Genomic DNA, 4,814 nt, shown 5'->3' on the forward strand with positions numbered 1-4,814 from the left:
GCACCGAGAAGTCGAACCCCGGGTCGGTCAGCTCAAGCCCGAGAGCGTACTTGAAGTCGATCCTGGCCCTCACCGCCTCCGCGGCCTGCCGGTCGGTCAGCCCTTCCACGAACTGCAACACCAGCACCAATGCCAGCCGCCCCGGCGACCAGGCAGGCCTGCCCCGCACCGGGAACAAGTCCACGAACTCCGCATCCGTGAACAACGGCCCCAACTCGTCCCTCACCCGGATCGCGAGACTCCCGCGCGGGAACGCCGCCCGCGCCACCCGCACCGTCTCTACCGGAATCCTGTCCGGCCCCTTCGGCCGCATCGACATCGCAGACCCCCACCACGACGTCGGCCCCCGAGACACAAGTCTCGGGGGCCGACACAAGAACCCGCAGCCAGATTCGCCAACAGCGTCCCGCAGTGGTGACGGGCCCTGCGTCCTGCCCGAGCCGTAGCACCGCCATCCCGCCGGGTCGCGCTCAGGCGCCCGCGTCCCGCCACGCCGCGTCCCGCAGCAGCCGCAGGCCGTTGAGCCCCACGAGCACGGTGGAGCCCTCGTGGCCGAGCACGCCCAGGGGCAGCGGCAGGGTGCCGACGAGGTCCCAGGTGACCAGTACGGCGATGAACGCCCCGGCGATCACCAGGTTCTGCACCACGAGCCCGCGGGCGCGCCGGGACAGGGCGATCACCCGTGGCACAGTGGCGAGTTCGTCCCGCACGACGACCGCGTCGGCGGTCTCCAGAGCGAGGTCGGAACCGGCCCGGCCCATCGCGATGCCGGTGTGGGCCGCGGCGAGGGCGGGCGCGTCGTTGACGCCGTCCCCGATGACCAGGACCCTGCGTCCGGCGCCCTCCGCCTCGCGCACCGCCGCGACCTTGTCCTGCGGCAGCAGCCCGGCCCGTACGTCATCGATGCCGACCTCCTTCGCGAGCTGGGCCGCGGCCTGCGCGTTGTCGCCGGTGAGCAGCATCGGGGCGGTGCCGGTCAGGGTCTCCAGGGCGGTGACGGTCGCCGCTGCGTCGGGGCGGAGGCGGTCGGCGATGCCGAGGACGCCGACGGGGACGCCGTCGCGCAGGACGAGCACGGCGGTCTGGCCGTCCTCGCCCAACTGCCCGGCGCGAGCCAGCGCATCGGCGGCGGTCGCGTCCTGCGGCGGGCTTGCGAGGAGCCGGGCCGGAGCCCCCACCTCGACGGTCGCGCCCCCGACCGTGGCACGCACCCCGACACCCGGCGCCGACGTGAAGCCCGTGGCGGACGGGAGGGCCAGGCCGCGGGCGCGCGCCGCACCCACGACGGCGCGGGCCAGCGGGTGCTCGCTGCTGTGCTCGGCTGCCGCGGCGAGCGCGAGGAGGGCATCATCGGTCAGGTCGCTGCCCGGCAGCGCGTGGACGGCGGTCACCCGGGGAGTCCCCTCGGTCAGGGTGCCGGTCTTGTCGACGGCGACCGCGTCGACCTGTCCCAGACGCTCCATCACGACGGCGGACTTGACCAGGACGCCGTGCCGTCCGGCGTTGGCGATCGCCGAGAGCAGCGGCGGCATGGTGGCCAGCACCACCGCGCACGGCGATGCCACGATCATGAACGTCATCGCCCGCAGCAGGGCCCCGGTCAGGTCGTCACCGAGTGCCAGCGGGACGGTGAAGACGGCGAGCGTGGCGATGACCATGCCGAGCGAGTAGCGCTGCTCGACCTTCTCGATGAACAGCTGCGTCGGCGCCTTGGTCTCCGACGCCTCCTCGACCATCGCCACGATCCGCGCGATCACCGAGTCCGACGCGTCACGCCCGACCCGCACCCGCAGCGCACCCGCCCCGTTCAGCGTCCCCGCGAACACCTCGTCCCCGGCCGCCTTGCCGACCGGCAGCGGCTCCCCGGTGATCGTCGCCTGGTCGACGTCACTGGCCCCGTCGAGCACCTCGCCGTCGGCGCCCACGCGCTCGCCGGGTCGTACGAGGATGACGTCGCCGACCCTCAACTCGGCAGTGCCTACCGTCTCTTCGCCACCCTCGCCAGCCTGGCCGCCCTCGCCGCCCCCGGCGGCAAGACGTGTGGCGGTGGCGGGTGCGAGGTCGAGCAGGCTGCGCACCGAGTCGGCGGTACGGGCGGTGGCCAGGGCCTCGAGGGCGCCGGACGTCGCGAAGATGACGATGAGCAGCGCCCCGTCCATGACCTGCCCGATCGAGGCCGCGCCGAGGGCGGCGACGATCATCAGGAGGTCCACGTCCAGGTTCTTCTCGCGCAGCGCCCGCAGCCCGGCGAGCGCCGGTTCCCAGCCCCCGGCGACGTACGCGACGGCGTACAGAACGCCCCACGTCCAGGCAGCGGCCCCGGCCAGCTGGAGCGGCAGCGCCGCCAGGAACGCGGCCGTCGCTGCCGCCGCCCAGCGGGCTTCGGCGAGGGCGAGGACGCGGGTGCGGCGGCGCGGGGCCGGTGCGGGGCCGGATCGCGGACGGGCGGGCCGGACGGGCAGGGGAGTGGGTGTGTCGGGCGGGGCTGCGGGCATGGCGGAGTAACCCTTCACGGGCTGGGGAGCGGCAACGTCATCACCGTACAGGAATGAATGAACAGCTTTTCATGTGTCATCGATAGGATGACGCCATGGGCCACGGAGTCGACGACAAGAGCACCGCCACCACGCGCGAACGCCTGGACTCCGTGGGGGCCGCCGACGTCGCCGCCACGCTCCAGGCCCTGGCCACGCCGTCCCGGCTGCTGATCCTCGCCCGCCTCCAGGAGGGCCCCTGCGCAGCCGGCGATCTGGCCGACGCGGTCGGCATGGAGCAGTCGGCCTGCTCCCACCAGCTGCGCCTGCTGCGCAACCTCGGCCTGATCACCGGCGAACGGCACGGCCGCTCGGTCATCTACGCCCTCTACGACCACCACGTCGCCGAACTCCTCGACCAGGCGCTCTTCCACGTCGAGCACCTGCGCCTCGGACTGCGGGACACACCGGCGGGCGGCTAGCCTGAGGACGATCTTCCGTGGTGATCTTTTGGCCCGGCGGACCGCGGATTCCGCAGAGGTGGTGCAGGTGAGGGAGAACGGCGTGTGGCCCGTGGTGGCGGCCGTGGCCGTCGGCGGCGCGATCGGCGCGTCCGCCCGCTACGGAGCGTCCCAGATCTGGCCCACCGCCACCGGCGCCTTCCCCACCACGACGCTCCTGGTGAACGTCGTCGGATGCGCCGTCATGGGGGCCTTCATGGTCATCCTCACGGAGGTGATGCGGACACCGCACCGCCTGCTGCGCCCTTTCTTCGGTACGGGCGTACTGGGCGGCTTCACCACGTTCTCCACCTACGCGATGGACGTCGAGCGCCTGGTGAAGGGCGGACACGCCCGTACGGGTCTGGCCTATCTGGGCCTGACGCTCCTCGCGGCCCTCGCGGCGGTCTGGAGCGCGGCGTGGCTGACGCGCCGCGTCGTGGCCCTGAGGCAGCCGTGAACGGCCCGGCCGCGGAGGTCACATGAACTGGCTCTGCGTGGTGGCGGGGGCGATGATCGGCGCCCCGCTGCGGTTCCTCACCGACCGTGCCGTGCAGGCCAGGCACGACACGGTCTTCCCGTGGGGAACGCTCGCGGCCAACGTGGCGGGCAGTCTGATCCTCGGCGTGCTCACCGGCGCGACCGTCGCGGGCGCCGCCAGCTCCCACATCCAGCTGTTCCTCGGAACCGGCCTGTGCGGCGCCCTGACCACGTACTCGACCTTCTCGTACGACACGCTGCGGCTCGCCGAGGGCGGCTCCCGGTTCTATGCCGCGGCCAACGCAGTGATCAGCGTGGCCGCGGCGCTGGGCGCGGTCTTCGTGGGCGTGGCGCTGGCCGAAGCCGTGTGGCCGTGAGCCGAGGCCGCTGGATCAGGTCTCCAGCGGCCGTGCGCCCCGGGATCAGGCCTCCGCGAAGTCGCCCGAGAGGGCCGCGGCCATCCGCAGGTGCGGGGCCGCGTCGGCGTCCCGCCCCTGCCGTTCGAGCGTGCGGCCGAGCAGCAGCCGGGCGTACTGCTCGACGGGGTCGAGCTCGATGACCGTACGCAACTCGGTCTCCGCGCGCAGCAGTTGAGCCGAGTGGTAGTAGGCGCGGGCAAGCAGCAGACGCGGGGCGACCTGCTCCGGCACCTCGTCGGCCAGGGGGTCGAGGATGCGCGCCGCCGTGGCGTACTCCTTGGCGTCGAAGAACTGCCGCGCGCGCTCCCAGCGCTCCGCCGCGGTTCCGTGGTCGTAGTACATCGTGTCCACTGTTGCCTCCTTCGAGCCCTCCAACGGCGGGATGTGATTAAAAATTCCACCAACTGGTCCGGCCGAGGCGGCTCCGGGCGGCCGGGGCAACCCGGGGGCGCGGGTTCCTCCGGAATGACCGGAGCGCGCGCCTGACGCCGGGCGCCCCACGGGGCTAGGTTGTGCGGCATGAGCAATCTTGATCGTGAGCCGGTTCCCTCTCTGTGCGGCGGGCGCGGGTTCGTCGTCGCCGAACCGGTCCGGGAACTCCTCAGCCCCCGCAAGGTCAAGCTCGGCGAATCCACGGAGGTGCGCCGCCTGCTGCCCAACCTGGGCCGCCGCATGGTCGGCGCCTGGTGCTTCGTGGATCACTACGGCCCCGACGACATCGCCGACGAGCCCGGCATGCAGGTGGGCCCCCACCCGCACATGGGCCTGCAGACGGTGAGCTGGCTGCACGACGGCGAGGTCCTGCACCGCGACTCCACCGGCAGCCTCCAGACGATCCGCCCCCGCGAGCTCGGTCTGATGACGTCGGGCCGGGCGATCTCGCACTCCGAGGAGAGCCCGCGCAAGCACGCCCGCCTCCTGCACGGCGCCCAGTTGTGGGT

At 72.9% G+C, this 4,814-nt stretch carries 7 protein-coding genes; 4 read left to right on the forward strand and 3 right to left on the reverse strand.

All coding sequences use genetic code 11. The features are described 5' to 3' along the window. Together ACQKIP_RS39930 and ACQKIP_RS39935 are read right to left on the reverse strand one after the other, a co-directional pair. Window positions 1-319, reverse strand: a 319-nt coding sequence (locus ACQKIP_RS39930; protein WP_427745291.1) for a transposase, incomplete at its 3' end; no start/stop codon positions are given. Between the two features lie 151 nt (window positions 320-470). Further along, window positions 471-2,495 (reverse strand): heavy metal translocating P-type ATPase, encoded by a 2,025-nt coding sequence (locus ACQKIP_RS39935; protein WP_365860838.1) that lies wholly within the window; start codon window positions 2,493-2,495, stop codon window positions 471-473. Window positions 2,496-2,590: 95 nt separating this feature from the next. Here ACQKIP_RS39935 and ACQKIP_RS39940 point away from each other — a divergent pair, with 95 nt between their 5' ends. The 3 genes from ACQKIP_RS39940 to crcB (ACQKIP_RS39950) all read left to right on the forward strand — a co-directional run bounded on the left by ACQKIP_RS39940 (window position 2,591) and on the right by crcB (ACQKIP_RS39950) (window position 3,831). After that, the gene (locus ACQKIP_RS39940; RefSeq protein ID WP_361201145.1) at window positions 2,591-2,956 is read left to right on the forward strand and encodes an ArsR/SmtB family transcription factor; all 366 of its coding nucleotides are present in this window, start codon (window positions 2,591-2,593) and stop codon (window positions 2,954-2,956) included. Window positions 2,957-3,023: 67 nt separating this feature from the next. After that, window positions 3,024-3,434, forward strand: coding sequence for a fluoride efflux transporter CrcB (gene crcB, locus ACQKIP_RS39945; protein ID WP_365860841.1), 411 nt, complete (start codon window positions 3,024-3,026; stop codon window positions 3,432-3,434). A gap of 22 nt (window positions 3,435-3,456) precedes the next feature. After that, the gene (gene crcB / locus ACQKIP_RS39950) at window positions 3,457-3,831 is read left to right on the forward strand and encodes a fluoride efflux transporter CrcB (protein ID WP_365860843.1); all 375 of its coding nucleotides are present in this window, start codon (window positions 3,457-3,459) and stop codon (window positions 3,829-3,831) included. A 45-nt stretch (window positions 3,832-3,876) separates the two neighbouring features. Here crcB (ACQKIP_RS39950) and ACQKIP_RS39955 read toward each other — a convergent pair whose 3' ends face one another. Then, window positions 3,877-4,224, reverse strand: a complete 348-nt coding sequence (locus ACQKIP_RS39955; RefSeq protein WP_365860845.1) for a tetratricopeptide repeat protein — start codon at window positions 4,222-4,224, stop codon at window positions 3,877-3,879. A gap of 168 nt (window positions 4,225-4,392) precedes the next feature. Here ACQKIP_RS39955 and ACQKIP_RS39960 point away from each other — a divergent pair. Then, the coding region (locus ACQKIP_RS39960; protein ID WP_427745292.1) for a pirin family protein at window positions 4,393-4,814 on the forward strand (422 nt) is incomplete at its 3' end.

The sequence above is a fragment of the Streptomyces sp. NPDC059900 genome, assembly GCF_050270335.1.
Classification (GTDB): domain Bacteria; phylum Actinomycetota; class Actinomycetes; order Streptomycetales; family Streptomycetaceae; genus Streptomyces.

Excerpts from the sequence above, each read along its gene's own strand:
- ACQKIP_RS39935 (WP_365860838.1), bottom strand. The coding sequence starts at position 2,495 with ATGCCCGCAGCCCCGCCCGACACACCCACTCCCCTGCCCGTCCGGCCC.
- ACQKIP_RS39940 (WP_361201145.1), top strand. The coding sequence starts at position 2,591 with ATGGGCCACGGAGTCGACGACAAGAGCACCGCCACCACGCGCGAACGC.
- crcB (WP_365860843.1), top strand. The coding sequence starts at position 3,457 with ATGAACTGGCTCTGCGTGGTGGCGGGGGCGATGATCGGCGCCCCGCTG.